The sequence below is a fragment of the Leeia aquatica genome (assembly GCF_012641365.1).
In the GTDB taxonomy this organism is placed as follows: domain Bacteria; phylum Pseudomonadota; class Gammaproteobacteria; order Burkholderiales; family Leeiaceae; genus Leeia; species Leeia aquatica.
On the sequence record NZ_JABAIM010000001.1, the window covers coordinates 1,448,045 to 1,467,142 of the forward strand.

General features: G+C 48.6%; 18 protein-coding genes and 1 tRNA gene. 1 reads left to right on the forward strand and 18 read right to left on the reverse strand.

Annotated features, from left to right (window positions below; translation table 11 throughout):
* Nucleotides 1-87: 87 nt before the first annotated feature.
* Nucleotides 88-163 (forward strand) — tRNA-Ala (locus HF682_RS07535).
* Nucleotides 164-274: 111 nt separating this feature from the next.
* Here the strand turns inward: HF682_RS07535 and wecB (HF682_RS07540) are convergent.
* From wecB (HF682_RS07540) to rffA, 18 genes are all read right to left on the reverse strand, one after another.
* Nucleotides 275-1,405, reverse strand: a complete 1,131-nt coding sequence (gene wecB, locus HF682_RS07540; protein WP_168876570.1) for a non-hydrolyzing UDP-N-acetylglucosamine 2-epimerase — start codon at nt 1,403-1,405, stop codon at nt 275-277.
* Nucleotides 1,398-2,411 carry a polysaccharide biosynthesis protein gene (locus tag HF682_RS07545; protein ID WP_168876571.1) on the reverse strand — a complete coding sequence of 338 codons (1,014 nt, stop codon included), beginning with the start codon at nt 2,409-2,411 and terminating at the stop codon, nt 1,398-1,400. Before HF682_RS07545 ends, wecB (HF682_RS07540) begins: the two co-directional genes overlap by 8 nt.
* On the reverse strand, nt 2,390-3,274 hold the full coding sequence (locus tag HF682_RS07550; protein ID WP_168876572.1) for a dTDP-4-dehydrorhamnose reductase family protein: 885 nt from the start codon (nt 3,272-3,274) through the stop codon (nt 2,390-2,392). The genes HF682_RS07545 and HF682_RS07550 overlap by 22 nt, the downstream gene beginning before the upstream one ends.
* The gene (locus HF682_RS07555; RefSeq protein WP_205881932.1) at nt 3,271-4,533 is read right to left on the reverse strand and encodes a glycosyltransferase family 4 protein; all 1,263 of its coding nucleotides are present in this window, start codon (nt 4,531-4,533) and stop codon (nt 3,271-3,273) included. Before HF682_RS07555 ends, HF682_RS07550 begins: the two co-directional genes overlap by 4 nt.
* Nucleotides 4,490-5,431 (reverse strand): glycosyltransferase, encoded by a 942-nt coding sequence (locus tag HF682_RS07560; RefSeq protein WP_205881933.1) that lies wholly within the window; start codon nt 5,429-5,431, stop codon nt 4,490-4,492. The genes HF682_RS07555 and HF682_RS07560 overlap by 44 nt, the downstream gene beginning before the upstream one ends.
* Nucleotides 5,432-5,543: 112 nt before the next feature.
* Nucleotides 5,544-7,253 (reverse strand): ABC transporter ATP-binding protein, encoded by a 1,710-nt coding sequence (locus tag HF682_RS07565; protein ID WP_168876574.1) that lies wholly within the window; start codon nt 7,251-7,253, stop codon nt 5,544-5,546.
* Nucleotides 7,254-7,329: 76 nt separating this feature from the next.
* Nucleotides 7,330-8,064 carry a glycosyltransferase family protein gene (locus tag HF682_RS07570; protein ID WP_168876575.1) on the reverse strand — a complete coding sequence of 245 codons (735 nt, stop codon included), beginning with the start codon at nt 8,062-8,064 and terminating at the stop codon, nt 7,330-7,332.
* A 12-nt stretch (nt 8,065-8,076) separates the two neighbouring features.
* On the reverse strand, nt 8,077-9,618 hold the full coding sequence (locus HF682_RS07575; RefSeq protein WP_168876576.1) for a protein kinase family protein: 1,542 nt from the start codon (nt 9,616-9,618) through the stop codon (nt 8,077-8,079).
* Entirely contained in the window at nt 9,615-9,989 is a 375-nt protein-coding gene (locus HF682_RS07580; protein ID WP_168876577.1) for an HAD family hydrolase, read from the reverse strand. Before HF682_RS07580 ends, HF682_RS07575 begins: the two co-directional genes overlap by 4 nt.
* Nucleotides 9,989-10,726 (reverse strand): hypothetical protein, encoded by a 738-nt coding sequence (locus tag HF682_RS07585; RefSeq protein WP_168876578.1) that lies wholly within the window; start codon nt 10,724-10,726, stop codon nt 9,989-9,991. The genes HF682_RS07580 and HF682_RS07585 overlap by 1 nt, the downstream gene beginning before the upstream one ends.
* 3 nt (nt 10,727-10,729) lie before the next feature.
* Entirely contained in the window at nt 10,730-11,755 is a 1,026-nt protein-coding gene (locus HF682_RS07590) for an NAD-dependent epimerase/dehydratase family protein (protein WP_168876579.1), read from the reverse strand.
* Between the two features lie 29 nt (nt 11,756-11,784).
* Nucleotides 11,785-12,213 carry a GNAT family N-acetyltransferase gene (locus HF682_RS18090; protein ID WP_168876580.1) on the reverse strand — a complete coding sequence of 143 codons (429 nt, stop codon included), beginning with the start codon at nt 12,211-12,213 and terminating at the stop codon, nt 11,785-11,787.
* The gene (wecB, locus tag HF682_RS07600) at nt 12,200-13,351 is read right to left on the reverse strand and encodes a non-hydrolyzing UDP-N-acetylglucosamine 2-epimerase (protein ID WP_168876581.1); all 1,152 of its coding nucleotides are present in this window, start codon (nt 13,349-13,351) and stop codon (nt 12,200-12,202) included. The genes HF682_RS18090 and wecB (HF682_RS07600) overlap by 14 nt, the downstream gene beginning before the upstream one ends.
* 12 nt (nt 13,352-13,363) lie before the next feature.
* Entirely contained in the window at nt 13,364-14,233 is an 870-nt protein-coding gene (locus tag HF682_RS07605; RefSeq protein ID WP_168876582.1) for a glycosyltransferase family 2 protein, read from the reverse strand.
* 4 nt (nt 14,234-14,237) lie between these two features.
* Nucleotides 14,238-15,077 (reverse strand): hypothetical protein, encoded by an 840-nt coding sequence (locus HF682_RS07610; RefSeq protein ID WP_168876583.1) that lies wholly within the window; start codon nt 15,075-15,077, stop codon nt 14,238-14,240.
* Nucleotides 15,074-16,645: a hypothetical protein gene (locus HF682_RS07615; RefSeq protein ID WP_168876584.1), complete on the reverse strand. Its 1,572-nt coding sequence runs from the start codon at nt 16,643-16,645 to the stop codon at nt 15,074-15,076. The genes HF682_RS07610 and HF682_RS07615 overlap by 4 nt, the downstream gene beginning before the upstream one ends.
* Nucleotides 16,638-17,894 carry a glycosyltransferase family protein gene (locus HF682_RS07620; RefSeq protein WP_168876585.1) on the reverse strand — a complete coding sequence of 419 codons (1,257 nt, stop codon included), beginning with the start codon at nt 17,892-17,894 and terminating at the stop codon, nt 16,638-16,640. Before HF682_RS07620 ends, HF682_RS07615 begins: the two co-directional genes overlap by 8 nt.
* A 51-nt stretch (nt 17,895-17,945) precedes the next feature.
* Entirely contained in the window at nt 17,946-19,094 is a 1,149-nt protein-coding gene (gene rffA, locus HF682_RS07625; protein WP_168876586.1) for a dTDP-4-amino-4,6-dideoxygalactose transaminase, read from the reverse strand.
* Nucleotides 19,095-19,098: the final 4 nt, after the last annotated feature.

A 19,098-nucleotide genomic window follows, 5' to 3' on the forward strand; every position in this document is an offset into this window, starting at 1 on the left:
CAGTATACGGCATGCCCGTGACAGGCAAAACCGCACCCTTTGTCCGCTTGGCAAAGCCATGGGCTTGTCTTAAGATGAACATCGCTTGGGGGGGTAGCTCAGTTGGGAGAGCGTCGTGTTCGCAATGCGAAGGTCGGGAGTTCGATCCTCCTCCTCTCCACCAATGCTAAAAGGCCCAGATGACTTCCGGGCCGCTTATATTGGGTGCTCAGTGGCCCATGGGTCGAGCAGCCGTAATGCATGCCCACAACTCAACCTACGGATAACCTATCCGCTAAAGCTCCTTGTGCCATACTGTACGATTAATGTAATCGGTATAGCTGAGCACCACCCGCAAAATCTGCTTGGAAACGGCAAGTGCTTCGTAATCAGCGACGGGTTCCATCACGCGCTGCGTGCGGTCATGCTGGCTGACGATCACTCGTACGGCATCAAGCACGCGCTCTTGCTTCAGACCCGCCATGATCAGGGTGCCGACGTCCATGCCTTCGGGGCGTTCGTGGGCATTGCGGATGGTGATGGCCGGCAGGTTGAGCAGGGAACCCTCTTCGGTAATCGTGCCGCTATCGGACACTACGCACAGCGCTTCCATCTGCAGCTTCACATAGTCACAGAAGCCAAACGGTTTCAAAAACTGGATCCGTGCGTCCATTTGTCCTGAACCCAAGGCATCCAGCCGCTTTTGGGTACGTGGATGGGTGGAAACAATCACCGGTACGTCATATGCCTGTGCCAGTGCATTGAGTGTTTCCATCAAGTCACGCAGATTCTGCGGAGAATCTACATTCTCCTCACGGTGCGTGCTGACAATGAAGAAGTTGCCGCTTTGCAGGTTCATGCGTGCCAGTACGTCGGACGCCTGGATCTTCGGCATGTAGTGATCCAGCACCTCACGCATGTGCGAGCCGGTCTTGATGATGGTCTCAGGCCGGATGCCTTCTGCAATCAGATAGCGGCGCGCATGTTCGGACAGGACCAGATTGATGTCGCTTAGATGGTCCAGTACCTTGCGATTCAGCTCTTCAGGGACGCGCTGATCAAAACAGCGGTTGCCCGCTTCCATATGGAAGACCGGAATCTTGCGACGCTTGGCAGCGATGACCGCCAGGCAGGAGTTTGTATCTCCGTAGAGCATCACCGCGTCCGGTTTTTCGGCCCCCATCACCTCATCACCCTTTTCGATCACGCGGGCAATGGTCTGTGCTGCATTGTCCCCTACGGCCTGCAGAAAATGGTCCGGCTTGCGAATCCCCAAGTCTTCAAAAAAGATCTGGTTGAGTTCATAGTCGTAATTCTGGCCGGTATGCACCAGCACATGCTGTGTGTGCTGATCAAGCTCGGCAATCACACGACTCATTTTGATCAACTCCGGGCGAGTGCCCACAATGGTCATGACTTTAAGCATGAAGCACGCCTTTGATGTAATCCAGCGTCATCAGTAGCGACTTTACTTCCTGAACATCCAGACGCCGTGTGTTATGCGAGGTGTAGTCATCTAGTGTGGCGATATTCGCCTCACCTTCACTGAAATACTTGGCATAGTTCAAGTCACGATTATCAGCGGGTATACGATAGTAGTCGCCCATATCAATGGCATGAGCAATCTCTTCTCGAGAGATCAATGATTCGTAGAGTTTCTCACCATGGCGAGTGCCGATCACCCGGATCTCATGATCCAGCTTCTGAAACAATTCCCTCATAGCTTGTGCCAAATCACCTACTGTTGAAGCAGGAGCCTTTTGCACAAAAATATCGCCTTGCTGACCGTGTGTAAATGCATACAAGACCAGGTCAACAGAGTCCTCCAGTGACATCAGGAAACGTGTCATGTTCGGGTCCGTTATGGTCAAAGGCTGACCGCCCATGATTTGTGAGACAAACAGGGGGATGACGGAGCCGCGTGACGCCATCACGTTGCCATATCGAGTTGCGCAGAAAACGGTCTCACCAGGCTGTTGAAGACGCGCTTTAGCCACCATGACTTTCTCAGCAAGCGCTTTTGACATGCCCATCGCATTGATCGGGTAGACTGCCTTGTCGGTAGACAACACCACCACACGCTCAACATGCGCATCCGTAGCCGCATTGAGCACATTTTCTGTGCCAATCACATTGGTGCGCAGCGCCTCCATCGGGTAGAACTCACATGAAGGTACCTGCTTGAGCGCAGCGGCATGAAACACATAGTTCACGCCTTTCATGGCCTGACGCAAGCTCATTTCATCCCGGACGTCTCCTATATAAAACCGTAGCTTCGGATGATTGAGTGCAATACGCAGGTCCTCTTGCTTTTTCTCATCCCGGCTGAAAATACGGATTTCCTGCACATCCGTATCCAGAAACCGCTTCAGGACGGTCTGACCAAATGACCCCGTTCCACCTGTAATCATCAGAATTTTTTTATCAAACATGATTCACCTTTCTGCCTGAAATCACGCATCTGCGCGATCAAATCTGGCCATGGCGATGCAACATACCCTGTCGCCTCATGAAAGCGTGATGCGTCCAAGGCGCGGTTGATCCTGACCTTGTCATCTGGTTCAATCTGTAGTGCTTTACCATATACCTGATTCACAATTCCTAGCAGATCATGCTTGGAGATGGCCTCTGCGGCAACATGGTATAGACCGCTCAGTTCGGCCCGGGGAATAACGACGTCCCTGACGACCCTGGCCAGCTCATTGGTGGGTAGACCCGAAAAAATAGCCTGCGTATAGCCTTTAACGCTGCCTTGCTGCGAAAGAAACCAGTCAATCAAGCTGTGTTGACTCCCAAGCTCGTGTCCAATGATGGAGGTCCTGAGGGTTATAGCGTGTGGGTAACTGACCTCGCCCATCAACTTTGATCGTCCATAGACATCCTCCGCATCCGGCGTGTCACTCTCGCGATAATGGCCCTGTTTCCCTGAGAAAACACAGTCTGTGCTGAAATGCACCAGTCTGGCTTGGGATAACTTGCACAGATTTGCAAGCCTGTGTGGCAAAATGGCATTGATAGGAATCGCCTCAAGCGGGTCACCCGCGCTGGCTAATTGTTTAATCAAGCCGACACAGTTGATCACCACATCCGGGAGGCTTTTTGTGAACGCCTCAACCAGACTATCCGGCTGATCTGCACGAATCCCAGGGATGAGCTGCGCCCGGGGCACCCAAGCTTGCAATGCAGGGCTGGGGGCTCGTACGGTACCGTAGACGGTCCAATCTTCCTTGTCCGTCATCGTTTTCAGCATGGCATTACCAAGCATGCCACTCGCGCCAAGCACCAAAATTCTCATGCGGTATGTCCTTGCGTGCGGTGCACTGTCTGCTCCAGCTGCTGGATCAGCTCACCAATCAGTTTTTCGTGCGTAAAATGTGCTTGATAATAGCAACGCCCGCGTTCTCCCATAACGCACCGCTCATTCGTCGACATGGTGTATAGCGTCATCACAGCCTTGGCCAATAATGTCCCGTCCTCCGCTGGCGCAGTCAGCCCTGCTCCGGCCTCCGCAACAAGGTCTGCACCCGCGCCATTGAGCGAAGCAATGATGGGGCGCCCGGCCGCAAGGTAAGCCTGAACCTTGCTGGGCACGGTTGCAGCAAAGATTTCACGATCCGCCAGCGTTACCAGCAGTACGGAAGCCTTTTGCATGAAACCCGGCATGGTTTCCACCGGAAAACGCCCAGGCAAGTGCAAATTTGCCAAGCCTTGCTGCCTGACTTGTTGAAGCATCCATTCCCGTCGACTGCCATCGCCCAGCACGATGAAGTGGATATCCGAGTGGGCCTTCAGCAACGCGGCGGCCTCCACGATCACTTCCACGGCTTGTGCTGCCCCGATATTGCCAGCAAACATGACCGTAAATGGCGCATCCAGCGCAGGAACTTCCGGATGGCTTGCCGGCATGGCGGGCTTGGCAAAGCTTTCATCCACCGAGTTCGGATGATATTGGATGGGCGTCCTCGGCGCCAATTTGCGTACAGGGGCAATAAAGGCGCGAGATTGTACCAGCAAGAGGTCCGTGTGGTGATAGATGAACCGCACCACTTTCTCCACGGCTTTAAGAATGAAACGGTTTTTGACATAGCCTGTGGCAGAGAGGCTTTCCGGCCACAGATCCTGCACCCAGATCACAACCGGGCTTTTCTTCAGCCATCCCAGAAGCAGTGCAGGCAGGGCTTGCAGGATTGGGGACACCCCATAGACGAAAATCACATCATACTTTTGCCCACGCGTCAGCCAAGGGCCGAATGCGTAGCCACTGAAAATGAACGACAGGTAATTGAGCGCCAGACGTACCTTGCTGTCCTTGCCACGCGGGAACAGAGGCATGCGACGAATGGTAACCCCATGGTAATCCTCTTGTTGGCATCCCCAAGCACGGTATCCGGTAAAGATTCGCCCCTCAGGGTAGTTGGGTTTGGCCGTCAGCACGTCCACTGTGTGGCCCTGCGCCACCAGCGAGCGGGCGACATCGTTGATATGAAACCCCTCCGGCCAGAAGTGTTGACTAACAATCAGAATGCGCACTTTTTCCTGCTCTTTCAACAACATGATCAAGGAATGCGGTAGCACCCAGCAAGGGAAGCGGGTTCTCTTCCTGCTGCAGATGGCGCTTCACTGCGCGTGCGATTGAGATGGCAGACAGTGGATCAAACGTCTGCTCAGGGTCGACCACATCCCTGACATAATCCAGTTCAGATGCCAGAATAGGCAGGCCAGCCTGCCGAGCCTCAATCAGAGGTAGACCAAATGACTCAAAGGTGGAGGGGAAGATTAACGCACCCACTTCACCATAACATTCCAGCACTTTTTCGTGGGATAACTTGCCCAGCGTTTCAATATGCAGTGCATGCTTGGCGACTTTGGCCTCCAGCCAGTTGCAGAGCTGAGGGAAATCCGACGTATCCAAAGTCAGTCTCAGCGATGGAAACAAGCCTTGCTGTGCCAGTAAGCACCATGCCTCTATTAAGGTCCGGTGATTCTTGTGCGGCTCCCCGGAAGCCACATACAGAAAATCAAACGCCGTTTTCCGACTGGCATCTGGCTCAAGCTGTGCCCGACGATATGTCTCGTGCTGTTCCATGAATGGTCGTACCTGTACATCTGCCCTGGTACGTGCCTTCAGCAAGCGCTGCATTGACGGCGTCTGCACAATGAACTCATCAACATTCGACATCTTGCTTGCAAACCAGAGACGTTCCGCCTGCAACCGCAATCGCGTTTTTAATGGAAACGAGCCCAAATCTACATTATCAACCAGATAGCGGTTCTGCAGGAAAACGGTGACATGGCAAGGCAGACGGAACAAGGGGGGTAAATTACCAAAGCAGAGCACCATATCCCCAGCCTTGACATTCCGCTTCAACCACAGCTCAGCACGGAAACGCTGCACCACACTAGGTTTGACGCGATGAACTTGGTTAAAAGGGAAATCTGAGGGCAACTCCATGCGTTCATCCAGACAAAAGATCGTCTCCCAACGACCCTCTGTAGCTTTGATCAGGGATAGCAACAAAGCCCTCCCACCGCCCTGGTGAACGTTGGTGGCATGAATGAACAGCCTAGTCATAACCAGCAGTTTGCGTCACCAACCGCCCTTCTGACAACGCCAATACTCTTTTGCAGAATTTAAGTGTCTCGGCTCTATGAGTGATCATTAATAGTACGCGACCCTCCATGTACTCGGACACAACAGTCATTACCAAGTCTTGCGTCTGGACATCCATAGCACTGGTCGCTTCATCCAGGATCAACACTTGCGGATCCCTTAGCAAGGCACGTGCAATTGCCAATCTTTGCCGTTGCCCGCCAGAGAGACGCCCACCATCCTCACCAACACTAGCCTCCATGTCTTTTGCGACACCATGAAGCCCTAGTTTCACCAGTAGTTCTTCAGCGATTTTCACGTCAGTATCAGAGAGCTTGGCTTTGCCTAAAAACAGATTAGACAGCGCACTCCCCTCAATTAGGAAAGGTTCTTGAGGGACGTATGCCACACAGGACCACCAATCCGACTTCATCCCTACCAGGGGGTGACCATTTAAGATTACATTACCCTGATGCGGCTCTATCAAGCCAAGTGCAAGGTTAATCAATGTACTTTTTCCAGTACCCGATGAACCTACAATAGCAATAGCATCACCCGAAAAAATTTCCAGGCTAAGGTTACGAAAAATGGTCTTATCACCATAATAAAATGTTATGTTTGAAAGTGACAACGTATTAAAAGTGATTTTGTTAAAATCATCAACAGAGCTCAAAGATGAGAAGGACACCGCCCCTGAAAGTTCCTTATTAACGGTTTCTATTGTCGATTTAGCATACTTAAAAGACTGAAGGTGGCTAACAACTTTACTGACCGACGGCAGCAGACGCATAGCTGCAACGCCAAACACAGCAACCTCACCGACAACCTTCATCAGAGGCACATCCTGAAAAGCATAAACTGCCAGTATTACGCCAAGGCTAATATATATTGCAACTTCAAATACAAATCTCGGCAAAAGGCTAATACTCAGCGCCTCACTAACAGCCGTGCTTGAGGTATCAGTGTGCCCTTCAAAAGTCCTTTTTGCCCAACCATGCAAAGCATAAATCTTTAGCTCACATAGCCCATGAAATGCCTGCTGGACAGCCTGGACAATCTTGCTTTCAGCTGCTTGCTGGACCTTTCCAAGGTCTACCAGTCGATTGTGTGTAGAGAGAAAAACCAATGCCCCCAAAGCAACAAAGACGCCTAATGCAACAAGAAAAATGGTCGAGTTTACCAGCAGCAACATGCCACAAATGCACAAAGCTGGAATGATTTCTCCAACCAGCACCAATACTGGTGTGAAAAAACGCCCCTCTAATGCGTTACAGTCAGCAGTAATACTTCGGACCCAGTCTGCAGATTTCCTCTCAGATCGCTCCTTGAAAGAATACTGAAGAAAGCGCTCAAAGAGCATGTCCTGAAAGCCCTTGCGAGCAGCAATAGCAGTCCGATAGGAATAGCGGCCAACAACAAGAACAATAATAGATTTCAGCACAAAAACGCAAAGCGTGATCACCAATAAAAAACTGGCAGAAGGCGTGAACCCTAATTCTTGGATCCATGCTTGAACCCTACCGCCCGTCGTATTGAAACCCATCCCAAAAAAAGCAAGCAGCGCCGAAAGAGAAAACATCTCCAGCAAGCCCACTATGCCAACAAGCAAAAAGGCGACAAAGAAACGGCGGCGAATTTTTGACGAGAGGAATAAGAAGTTTTTAATATATGGATTTTTATCCATAGCGCCTTCAGATTATTTCTTTAGCAACACATTGCACATCATTAATGACAACACCCGCTTTTTTCAGCAAGAGCAATTACATATTTTGAGAGAATTGCTCCAAAAGCTTCTTATACTCATCGGGGACGCCACAGAAGCCGATTTCTTCAATAGAAATGGTTTTATAAAGCACGGGCAACCCCATTGCAATTAATTCATTATACAAAGGTGCAACATAAATCTCACCCTCACGCTCTCGAGCCCGGATCCGGTATGAGTATAGCGCTTTCCTAAATAAATCCACCGACTGAAAATAGTACAAGCCATTAGAGCAGAGGTCAGAAACTCTAACTTTCTCAGTCACTTGTGCAGCGTGCCCATCTCTTGCTGAGTCAGGAAAAACAAAAGACCAATGATCACCTTCTCCTTTAAATACTTCAAGGTACCCCGCTGCTCGAGTATGGGAGCCCCCCTTTTCAAACGCGTAAAGCAGTGTATCAATATTAAAAATGAATAGCTCATCATCTGCACACTCAGCCTCGACAGCCAGCTCGACCGACTCGGCTTGACCATTCGTTTCACCATGATGAGCAATCACTTTAAAGTCCAGCACCCCCAGATGATGCATCCTCTCAATAATAAAGGATCGGTCATTAGCATCTGCTCGACAAATCAGTACAAATCGGTCGGATTCAAAATAGCGCCGAAAAGACAAGATCACATGATCAAACACAATCTGATCCGGCTCCCCAAGCGGCAGCTTGTATTTTGGGAGCGTATAACCCGCATTATAAAATCGGCTAGACTTCCCCAGCATCGGAAATACAAACATTTCAACCGCCTCTCACCTATAAGCAGCTACATACAACCTCAGCGCATTCGCAAGCAACGCCATTTGCCTGCGAGGTGAGTCCTTATGTAGCGGCAACATCGCAATAAACAAAAGGGGCAAAATTTTCTCGACATCACTCATGCATGCACTAGCACCAAATTCACGGCGCCTAAAAGCCGCCTGAATTTCCTCAACATCACCCTCACCATATAAACTGAATGTAAAATTATTATTCGCAACAGATAGGTGGTACTGCCCCGCTATGATATGATCATATAAACCAATGACTGAGTGCGCGAGTTTCGCTACATCATAAAGTTGACTGCCAAATATCATATTTTGCCCGTCTTCATCCACCCCCCTTGGATCAATAAGTTTAATTGCACGCATTCTTGAGTCATACAAAATGTTGCTTAAGCATAAATCCCCATGCAAGAAAGCAGCCATATCAGGAAGCGCCATCAAGTGCTTGCTTGTATCTGCGAGAATTTCCTTCAGGCTTGGCAACATCCTCCCATTCAAATGGAGCGCTACATCCGCATTAAATCCTGTATCTGCAGAAAACTCAGCCAGTCGACTTTCAGCCTTACGCACAAATAGCGCATGGTTACCTGCTCCCTTGGCCATGACCGGCACATTCAACGACCTCGACTCATGCAAATAAGCTTCGATCCTCGAAAAAATCCGCTCCCAGAACACAACCGTTTGGCGCCCATACACAAAAATTTCACTTAGCGGTATGGCACCTAAATACTCAATTGAGTAGTAATAGCCATCACTGTCAACACCCTCGCCAAAATATTGGGGAATATATTTACGCAAAGACCTCGGGACCTGATTAAACCAGTTCGCCTCTGAGCGAATTTTATCTCCATTGCTACTAAATTTCTTTAAAACAGTATGATTCACTGTCAATCGATTAAATGCACGCTCGGTTGTAAAAGATGAGCGCGCTCGAAAATAGCAAGGCGCATTCAAAAGTACATAGCATTCATCAAGGTGAACATTCCTAAGTTTTCTTTTGAACGAGTAGCGCTTTACAGCACGATAGTAATCCAACGACTCCTCAGCCAAACTGGAAGCAAGAAGCGAAACGTCGGCAAAGGAGGCTATACCAGCCCAAATCAGATCTCGCTCGGCACCATAAATCTCAACCGGCAAGCCAGGCTCCAGATCAGTCTCAAACACGGCCAGGGAATCAGGTTCCGTGGGCAAGCTAGCAGGGAGGCATGCTCCATGCATTAACATAACGGCCTCGCCACTATTGCAGCACTGCTCAAGCACCAAGGCCGCCTCTTCACCAAGAGTGGTCACACTTTCAAGCCTGATCAGCGAAACCCCATACTCTTCAAACCAAGAAAGCTCCGCCTCTGTCATATGAAAATTGGCAGGGACAGACAAGGCAATGGGGCGCTGAGGGAAGAAGCGGCGCAAGACTTCAACCTGAAATGCATATAGCCGACGATTTGCAAGCGGAACAAAGCTTAGTGGTAAATCACCGACCTCAGCTCTCAAGCTTTCACCAACATATAGTGCAGACAAAATAATAATCATGCCTTGTTACTGCTTCGCAAAAGTTCGTTGACTTGCTCAGGGCTTAGCCTTGCAAATTCATCTGGGCGAATAGCTCTATCATCCACATAAAAACCCTCAGTGCCGCACCAAGGCTTTCCTACTAACACCTCATCATATTCAACATTATGCTTATTCAACCATTCCAGGATAACTGGAAGAGTGTGTATATTTATCTTCCCCACATTACCCTGAAAAGTCCTCATATTACGACTTGTATAAACAACAATTTCGAAGCCTAATGCGCGGTAGGCGCGGACCTTATCAATGACTTCAAGATTAGGTTCGGCATTCTGGTACTCCCCGCTTGAGTAACAAAGAGTACTATCAAGATCTATAATTATGCGCTTCATCAGAACCACCCTCGTTGAGCCGGATCTATATGATGCATTTCGAGCAAAGGCTCAAGCTCAGTTCCGTACTCCCCTAGATTCCACTTCCCCTTACCAATCGCCGTGGCAATATAGGGGTAAACATCATTGTCAAAATGATGCAGCCCCCTTCGCTTCCCAGCACGATATGAAAAAGCAGCCCTCAACCCCATTCTCTTGACCACCTTCTGGCTGTTGACTTCTAGGTCCCAAATATTCACAGCCAAATTGGCCTTCAGCACATCCATCAAAACTGTTCGGCGCCAAAAACTTGGTTGGATCGAGAAAATCCACTTAGACTTTAAGCTCAGGGCATACAACGAGGGGCAGCTCGGCACAGGCTCATATATGCAATCACCACCTTTGATAAGGCGGATATGATCAAACTGCTCCTGTCTCATGAGCTCATAGTATTTGGCAAGTTTTTTATAATCCGGAGAAGCATATAGAAACATGTCCTCATGATCAAAAAAAACATAGTCGTAATCCACAAGCGCCTCAAGGCTGGACATCAAACGCTGCGGGTAAGGGTGCTTCTCATCATAAAGAAGAGCCGTTACATTTTCAGGCAAATCCCCTGACTTCTCGTTAACGGCTACAAAATGCTTCAAGCCAACCGAGAAGTGTGCATGCATTTGTGAAAAATACAAACGCCACACATCAGCGCAGTCAGTATGTGAAAAGGTGAGGTGGCAAATATTATCATCAAATAAATTCATGCATTAACCCAATAAAGAAAGGTCAGCCCGAACCAAATCAATTGGTGAAGTACCAGCATAAAAGGATTGATACCATCTTATCGCACGCTCGACACCTTCCATGCTATCGAAGACAGGTGGGGAAAATTGATCACTATACTTCGCCACATCAACCCTAAGATTTAAATCTTCCTTGATTTTTTCTTCACTATCTATAACACTAAGATTTGGATAATACCTTTTGAACAAATCAATGACATCACGAACTTTCGCGAAACTATTATTGCGTGGACCTAAGTTCCATGCCTCACCACTCCGCAACTGTCCGTTTAGTGCCGCAGAGGCGATCTTTGATATTCCATTCACAACATCACTTACATGCTGAAATGGGCGCGTTGCATCCATATACCGCACTCTAAAGTCACCACCACTTCTTGCAGCATGAATCAAATCAGGAATCAATCGATTAACGGCCCAGTCCCCACCACCAACAACATTACCAAGCCTGATCGTTTGAATGTTAGGCGATCCATTGCCACAATGAGACGCATTGTATGCTTTAGCGATTAGCTCCGCACCTGACTTTGAGACACTGTAGATATCACTGCCGCCCAGCATGTCCGGCTCAGAAAATGCCTGACCATTATTGTTATTCTCGTAGACTTTATCACTTGTGATGCACATGACAGCTCGAACACAGGGTGTTAAACGGGCTGCTTCAAGTATTGCCAAGGTCCCTAGTGCGTTTGACTTAAAGGTCAGGTAGGGCTGCTTGAATGCTCTTGGTACAATCGCTTGCCCTGCTAGATGTATAATCAATTCAGGGCCAATCTGCTCGATCCAGGTTTGTGTCATTTGCAAGTCTGACACATCACTTGTAAGCTCGCCGGCAAGCATGCTCTTCATGCCTGCTGCATCATACAGACGCTCTCCATAAGAACTCTCATCATCCAGGCCAAAGACAGTCCAACCTGCTTGGCATAGCAACTGCACTGTCCATGCACCAATAAAACCTTTATGGCCCGTCACAAGAACACGTGATTGCCCCATGTCTCACTCCAATACTATTGCGCGTATTACTATAGATTGATCTTCATTGACTGCCCAGCACGTGAAAAGCCGCATGCCTCGTAGAATGACAAAGCACTATCTGCAGCCTCTAATGAAACCTTAAAACACCCCTTACCCCTTGCCTGTTCGAGCAGTTTCTCTAACAGCGCACGCCCAACACCATGGCCTTGCATGTCTTGCGCGACGACAAGGTCTTCAATGACGGCTGAGCAACCGCCTCGAACCCTGTTTAGCATGAAAATTGATCCGAAGCCGATGACTCTACCCTCATGTATCGCTACGAATGAATAGCAATTATCCATACACTCAAACCGCTTAGCATATTCTAATGCCTCGGATGGTTCTGGCTCAAAGCGGCTCACTAATTGCAATAAAGCTATAACTGACTCTATATACGTTGGAGAAAACGGGCGCAAATGCACATTATTCACTTGCATTACCCATATTCTTCAGATGCTCAGCGATGTACTTAGCTGCATGACCATCCCCAAACGGGTTGATTGCTTGCACCATGGAAGCGTAGGCAGCGTTGTCATCGATTAAGCGCTGGGCCTCATGAATAATTCTACCAGGGTCAGTCGTGACCAATCTTGCAGTTCCCGCCTCAATAGCCTCAGGCCGCTCACTTGTATCGCGGAGTACCAAAACGGGCTTGCCTAGTGCCGGGGCCTCTTCCTGGATCCCACCACTATCAGTCATGATAAAAAGGCAATGCCTTAGTAACCATGCAAAGCACATGTAGTCTTGCGGTGGAATCAATGAGACATTATCTATTCCTGCCAACTTATCCTCTACAACATCCCGAACCTGAGGATTAAGGTGGACTGGGTATATGAAGCGAATATTTGGATTAGCACGAGCCAGTGCATCAATGCTAAAGCAAATATTACGTATACCATCACCAAAATTTTCCCTGCGGTGCGCTGTAATCAGGACATACGGGGTATTCTGCAGATCGAATTTGATCATGCTACTAAAGTGGTGGTTCAATCGCTCCTGCTCACTTGAACTTGACTCTAACCTTGTTATGGTGAACAGTAAGGCATCTATGACGGTATTTCCGGTCTTGTAAACTCGCTCTGGCACGACTCCTTCCGACTTCAGATTCGCGCATGCTGCCATAGTCGGTGCAAAGTGATACTCAGCAGAAAGCGCCACGCACTTCCGGTTATACTCCTCTGGAAATGGCGAGCAAAGATTCCCGGTCCTAAGACCTGCTTCAACGTGCCCCACGGTGATTCCGCGGTAGAAAGCAGCCATTGCTCCTACCATAGCTGATGTCGTATCACCATGAACTAGTACAATATCCGGGCATGCAGAAGCAAAATATGAGTCTAGCCCAGACAGGAGACGGCATGTTAACTGCGCCAATGACTGGCCTGGTCTCATAACATCGAGCTCAACATCCGCTTCAATATTAAAAACCGATAACGCATCCTTCAGCATCGTAGTGTGCTGTCCTGTGCTACAAAGGCATACATCAAAAACATCAGGATACGCACGCAAAGCATGCACGACCGGCGCCATTTTTATAGCCTCCGGTCGCGTACCGATAACAATGCAAATTTTTTTCAAATCATCCCTACCTTAGATATGGATATTTCTTTTAGCCAATTTGTCTCTTAAAGACCGGCCCCAATTTCCAAGCGAAGGAAATCGGGCAGCCAGCTTCTTAAGAAAGCGCACGCGTGACACTCCAGGGCCAATAACCACAGCGGCAGGTAATGTCTCAAGCGTATCTTTGCACAGCAGGAATCCATTTGAAGTACAGTGCCGCAGTGCTTTATCAAACTTGAGCAGCGCCTCATCTCCCTGCGAAACAGCCTCTTTTGAAGTGCCTAGTTTGATCGCTAAAACAGGGTCACTACCCCATACCGACATATCCGAAGTGGGGTGTGGGGGGACCATTGTACGGATGCCCAAATGCTTCTGGAGCATGAAAGAGAAATGCATATCCTCCCCAACCAAGCGCGATGATCCCAGCTCCGGAAGCTCACGCCAAAAGGCTCCCAGCCATTCACGGCGGAAAAACCACGCGTGACCAACAATATCCACCACTTCAGCCTGCTCATTTGGAGCATCCCAGCCGAAGGATATAAAGGGGTGGTATCGTGTTGAGCTCAGGAAACGCAAACCTCGGGCCCCTAACAGTGCTGGCTCCTTTGCCATTTGCTGCAGGCAACTCTCAAAAAAACGGGGCGATGGAAATGTGTCATCATCAAGAATGCAGACATATTCAGTCTCTGCGTTTACTGCATATGCAAACCGAGACCACACACCCAGATTATGTGAATTATTTGCAACCATTACTTTTTCATGGAGACCGTCTAGGCATATAGCCTCTCCATTGTTCCATACCAACACCCTCTCTGCGGGTACGGTCTGCGACAAGACGCACTCTATCTGCTGCGGCAAGTGCTGCTGTCGCTTGAAGGCGTTCAAAACAACCGTAATCATGTGCTCACCATTTAAGCTTATATTCCGGGTGTCTTCGATAACACCAGGCTGAAAATTTTTCCCGCATTGTTTTTGGGGCGTTGAGTTTATGATAAGCGCGAGTCTTCATTGGCAATCCAATGCAGTCATTAAGCACCGTCCCAATGTCTATGAAGGTAAGGTCAGGCCGTACCAGCCGTAACTGATGTCCAAGTATATTAGAAAGTGATGATGCAGAAGACAGAATCAACGCTGACTCAGGCGCCTCTTTTAGCTCCGACAGTATAGAGTTTAACGTTGATAGGTAAGAGGAGAAAAAGTTGTCCGGCACCTGGACAATTCGCCCTCGACTTAAGTAGTTCTCAAGCTTGCACCTCCAGTTACACACGACCAGCACGTCTGAAAAGGCAGCAACCATGCGGGGGAAGAACTGCTCTCTTGCACGGATGAAATTTGAATTCAGAAACAAGTCCGAAAACGTCATCTGGGATGTAAAGCCACCATTTAAGCGCAGCATAAACTCTCTGTCTAATACAGCACCATTATGGTATGTCGGGATACCTTTGAAGTATGATAAATCACGAAATAGTGCTGATGACAGCAGGTCTCTCCGGATATCTTTACCACGCAGAGGATCAAAGCTTTTTTTGTCAAACTCAGGGAAATGATTCGAGAATCGATTTCCGCGAAACTCTGTTACCCCATCAGCTATAACCAATTTTCTATTTCGCAGAACTTCGATTTCACCATCACTAAACCTCACGAATGTGAATGGCTCACGCTTTAAGGCCATTTCTTCAAAACGGCTCAGATCACCCTCTCCCGTCGGAAATGAGTAATTGACCTCATATTGCTCATTTTTCATGCCAATCCACCTTCGGGAAAGAGCATTCTCCCATTTGAAACGGCCAGGAAATCAAGTGCCATCTTGTCTGCCCACGCACAAACATCTACAAGGGCGACATCGGCATGAGTGAGTATCGAGTGAATTCCCTTTGCAGTACCTGCAACTGCCTTTAGATTAAACACACCTCCACCTCTGGCCATGCAGAGGTCAGGAAAGTCAGCATACACTTTCCCAGAGCCTTTCCCATTTAATGAAATGTAATCCGGGTTCCGCCACGCTATATACTTTATGAGCGCACCGAGGTAGAACCAGTCAGTGCATGCCATGTAGCACTCTACCGAGGGCAGCACAAGAACAGGACTTGTCTCTCCCAAGCACTCCTTAATCTCTTCTAGAGCATCTAAAATGCGGTCTCTCGGAGCGTATGGCCTTGCAGATACATCTGCTTCCTCTGGTTTTCCTTGCTGGTATGGCCCAAGGAAAACAACTTTCGCGATCGGCAGCGGGGAGCGCTCGAGTACGCTAAGTCTCTCAGCACTTTCGCCCTCCAGTACCAGCAAAACCAGCGGTTGAGGGTTGATGAAGCACCCAAGGTGCTCATCAATGATAAAATCATCATGAGATAAAAATCGTGTTTTCTCACGCAAGTTCTTGCCAAGAATGAAGAATTTTAATAGTGCGTGAATGTTCAACGCCATATAGGGTGGAAACACCCTTCGCTTATTCATCAGATCAGGTGTGCATGAGACCTCTGCTGAGAGCATGGGCCTCTCCATGAAGCGCTGTAGTGGTCTGACCGCTCTACGCACAAGCCTATTGGGTAGGCTATTTGCTTTTGTTCGAACTTGAATAGCCCTCAGGATTTTAAGCAGCTTTGAATGAACACGTTGTCCTATTGGATGAGTGATTGCGTTTTCATATTGGGTTTTAATACGTGCAAGAGGCCACCCTTTTTCGCAGAACTGCTCTAAATAAGGGTTCGCGCCGGAAAGGCTGTCCAGAACAAAGCGATCAAACTCTGCAAACAGCAATGCATCTCTCCAAGGCGCGGTAATCCACATGTCGGCATACCCCTCATCCACCTCAGAGAAATGTGACATATAAATGTAATCGTGAGGCAATGCTGAATCAAATACCAATCTGTTGACTTGACTGCTCCCAGTCTGGCCCAAGTCCCAGCGGGTAATTAGAACCTGCCCCGTTGCGCCCGACAGGGCATTCAGCAATTGTACTGCTTTCGCGCGAGACCGCGCATTCCCAAGGACGGACTGGATAGATACGTTTTTCCATGTAGAGTTAAGCCTGTCCAAGCCCTTCTCGAACCGATCAGGCGGAACTATCTTGTGCATGAACTCGGCGTACATTACAGGCTGACGCTCATGGAGTACAGCGGCTGGTGCATAGACGAAATTCACCAAATCGGCCAACTCTGGGTTCCAACTATGAGTAGCAATGTGCTTTATCTTGCAGTCTGCAGGTAATTTTCGTTGCAGCTCAATATAGCCGCTCCAGAACGGTCGCATGTCTGTGGATTGAGACCTGCATACATGCCCTGATAACACAAGGGTAATTTCATTATCAGGCATCAGCGCACTCCAGCATTTGCTTGAACTGAACTGATATGTCTAAACTGGCAGAAGTGTGCCCTGCTTTAGCTTCTCCGTTTGCCAAAGCGGTCAAGCAGCACCGCAGTGCCACTTTGATTGCATTCCGTTGATCTGCCCTAGCAGTAAACCCTCCATTAGACTCTAACAAAGCACTCAATTCATCATTGATTAGTAGCCCGAGTGTTGGTAGTCCAAGATTCAGATAATCGTATGTCTTATACGGGATGGTCTCCATACTGCGCTCATCAGTATGCTGGACCAAGAGCAGGCATGATGCGCCTCTAGCCCGTTGCAAGGCCTCTTCTCGCTCCAGCGCATCAAGCATCAGAAAATCCGTACGGGAAAGGTATGACGGCAATGTCTGGCAATATACTGCCCCAAGGTTGACTACCCTGACAGCGTCTGCCAACTTGAAGCCCTCACTACGAAGCATGTCTAGGGCTTCAAAAAAAAGATCGAGGTTTCTTGTTCCATACAAAGTCCCGAGGTGCATAAATTCAAATGTGGCCCCTTCGGTATATGGATGAAGTGATGCGGAAGGGCCAAATGACCATGCCCCAGGATAAATAGCATGAACTTTCTCAGCATAGTGGGGGTTACGCTCACACGCTGACTGGGCCGCCTTCTTTGTGACGTAAATCACTTTCATAGCACGCTTCAGCAGCCATGCTTCAATTCTTGCTGAAATGCCGCTAGTTCGCTTTGAGCGGTTCATCATGACACCAACCAAGGGGTCCTGGAATTCACAAAAAAGCCGGCCTCTTGAAACAGATGTGATCACCCCACCTACGATATGTGCGGCTGTAGGTCCGCCTGTACTGAATACATCAACGATGCGATATCGGGCTTTTAGCCATATTGCGACAGGAATCGCTGTCAACAACCACGACCAACGCCCTGCACTCACCGTTTTGGTAATTTTGCGCAAGACATAATCAATCATGCCACCGAAGAGAAAGGCGAATGGCATCAGTAGAAACAGCGCTAGTGGTACTTTTTCACCACCAAGTTTCAGCTCTTTAATTTCTTCTTTGTAATCACACCATGACAATGACGGCACCCTTATGTAGTGCACAAACGCATTACTCGAAGTATGGCTACCCATACCAGTCAGCACGATCACTTTTCGCCCCATAGATTCCAAGACGCGTATCTTGTCATCAGCCCACTCAGCAGGGCAGTTACCTCGTATATTGGTAAAGTAGCTAATCATCAATAGGGGGGGCATTCTTAACACCTTGTATGTAAGTCAATGCATGAGCTTTCTATTACCATGGCATTACTCACACTTTGCTGACTCTATCGCACGCTTGAGTGTATCAACCACACGTATCTGGTCATCCTCCCCCAGCCCAATCCAGAGAGGAAGCCGAATAATCCGCTCCGAGAGTTGATCCGTATTTAATAGTTGGCCATGGGCTCGGCCAAAATGCTGCCCGGCAGGAGAGGAGTGTAATGGTACATAGTGAAATAGCGCATGCACGCCACGCTGCTTCATGAATGATAGCACCTTGCTTCGGTCGACCCCCTTTTCAAGCAGAACGTAAAATATGTGTGCATTATGTTCGCAACCAACCGGTACTATTGGACGCCTGATGAGCCCATCACTCTCCAAGCTCTCCGCCAGCATATTATACCGAGACCAGATTTCTCGTCGCATCTCGGTTATTTTTACAGCGCTCTGCAGTTGCGCTAAAAGAAATGCCGCGATGATTTCACCAGGTAAAAATGATGACCCAACACTCTGCCAGGTATATTTATCCACCTCACCCCTAAAAAAGCGACTCCGATCTGTGCCTTTCTCGCGGATGATTTCTGCTTTCAGGGAGTATTCTGGGTCATTTACTAGCAACGCCCCGCCTTCACCACTTATTACATTTTTTGTCTCGTGAAAGCTAAACGCACCAAAGTCCCCAACACTCCCCAAAGGCATGCCTTTATAGTAGGCCATTACACCTTGCGCTGCATCCTCTACTACCTTAACTGCATGCTTACTGGCCACAGCCAAAATAGCACTCATTTCACATGCCACTCCGGCATAATGCACCGGAACGATGGCCTTAGTACGGTTTGTTATGGCTGACTCTATTTGCAGCTCGTCAATATTCAGTGTATCGCTCCGAATATCAACAAACACAGGCACGCCGCCACGTAGTACAAATGCATTTGCGGTCGACACAAAAGTGTACGACGGCATAATGATCTCATCACCAGGTTGTATGTCAATTAACAATGCAGCCATTTCCAACGCTGCAGTACATGAGTGGGTAAGCAATGCAGTTCTGGCACCCGCCTCTGACTCTATCCAGCGATGGCACTCCTTCGTAAACCATCCATCACCGGCCAACATATTACGCTTTTTGGCGTCATCAATAAATGAAAATTCCGCACCTGTCATATAAGGGCGATTAAATGGTATTAAATCCATATCA

Coding starts and splice junctions, on each gene's coding strand:
- HF682_RS07560 (WP_205881933.1), bottom strand. CDS start 5,431: ATGGAGTTGCCCTCAGATTTCCCTTTTAACCAAGTTCATCGCGTCAAA.
- HF682_RS07565 (WP_168876574.1), bottom strand. CDS start 7,253: ATGGATAAAAATCCATATATTAAAAACTTCTTATTCCTCTCGTCAAAA.
- wecB (WP_168876570.1), bottom strand. CDS start 1,405: ATGCTTAAAGTCATGACCATTGTGGGCACTCGCCCGGAGTTGATCAAA.
- HF682_RS07620 (WP_168876585.1), bottom strand. CDS start 17,894: ATGCCCCCCCTATTGATGATTAGCTACTTTACCAATATACGAGGTAAC.
- HF682_RS07585 (WP_168876578.1), bottom strand. CDS start 10,726: ATGAATTTATTTGATGATAATATTTGCCACCTCACCTTTTCACATACT.
- HF682_RS18090 (WP_168876580.1), bottom strand. CDS start 12,213: ATGCAAGTGAATAATGTGCATTTGCGCCCGTTTTCTCCAACGTATATA.
- HF682_RS07575 (WP_168876576.1), bottom strand. CDS start 9,618: ATGATTATTATTTTGTCTGCACTATATGTTGGTGAAAGCTTGAGAGCT.
- HF682_RS07590 (WP_168876579.1), bottom strand. CDS start 11,755: ATGGGGCAATCACGTGTTCTTGTGACGGGCCATAAAGGTTTTATTGGT.
- HF682_RS07550 (WP_168876572.1), bottom strand. CDS start 3,274: ATGAGAATTTTGGTGCTTGGCGCGAGTGGCATGCTTGGTAATGCCATG.
- rffA (WP_168876586.1), bottom strand. CDS start 19,094: ATGGATTTAATACCATTTAATCGCCCTTATATGACAGGTGCGGAATTT.
- HF682_RS07555 (WP_205881932.1), bottom strand. CDS start 4,533: ATGTTGTTGAAAGAGCAGGAAAAAGTGCGCATTCTGATTGTTAGTCAA.
- HF682_RS07605 (WP_168876582.1), bottom strand. CDS start 14,233: ATGATTACGGTTGTTTTGAACGCCTTCAAGCGACAGCAGCACTTGCCG.
- HF682_RS07615 (WP_168876584.1), bottom strand. CDS start 16,645: ATGCCTGATAATGAAATTACCCTTGTGTTATCAGGGCATGTATGCAGG.
- HF682_RS07570 (WP_168876575.1), bottom strand. CDS start 8,064: ATGTTTGTATTTCCGATGCTGGGGAAGTCTAGCCGATTTTATAATGCG.
- HF682_RS07545 (WP_168876571.1), bottom strand. CDS start 2,411: ATGTTTGATAAAAAAATTCTGATGATTACAGGTGGAACGGGGTCATTT.
- HF682_RS07580 (WP_168876577.1), bottom strand. CDS start 9,989: ATGAAGCGCATAATTATAGATCTTGATAGTACTCTTTGTTACTCAAGC.
- HF682_RS07610 (WP_168876583.1), bottom strand. CDS start 15,077: ATGAAAAATGAGCAATATGAGGTCAATTACTCATTTCCGACGGGAGAG.